Raw genomic sequence first — 256 nt, forward strand, 5'->3', positions numbered from 1 at the left:
GGAAGCTGATGAAAGAATCAAAGAATTAAATGAACGATATAAGGATGATAAGGATACTCGATATACAAAAGAAGAAACGGAATTAAGTAACTTCAAACCAAGATATGAATAAAAAAGGAGACTGAAGAGAATGGCAACTAAGATTATTATGTTTACAAAAAATGATTGCCCAAACTGCAAAAGAGCAAAGCATTTCTTGGGATTTGCACCAGTGGAAATTGAATTAGAAGAAAGAAATATTGAAGAAAATGAAATC

1 protein-coding gene is annotated in these 256 nt (G+C 30.9%); it reads left to right on the forward strand.

What is annotated here, in order from left to right:
- Positions 1-148: 148 nt before the first annotated feature.
- Positions 149-256, forward strand: a 108-nt coding sequence (locus SB753_RS39010) for a glutaredoxin domain-containing protein (RefSeq protein WP_410805413.1), incomplete at its 3' end; no start/stop codon positions are given.

This window comes from Paraburkholderia sp. SIMBA_053 (assembly GCF_046534895.1).
Lineage (GTDB): Bacteria > Pseudomonadota > Gammaproteobacteria > Burkholderiales > Burkholderiaceae > Paraburkholderia > Paraburkholderia caledonica.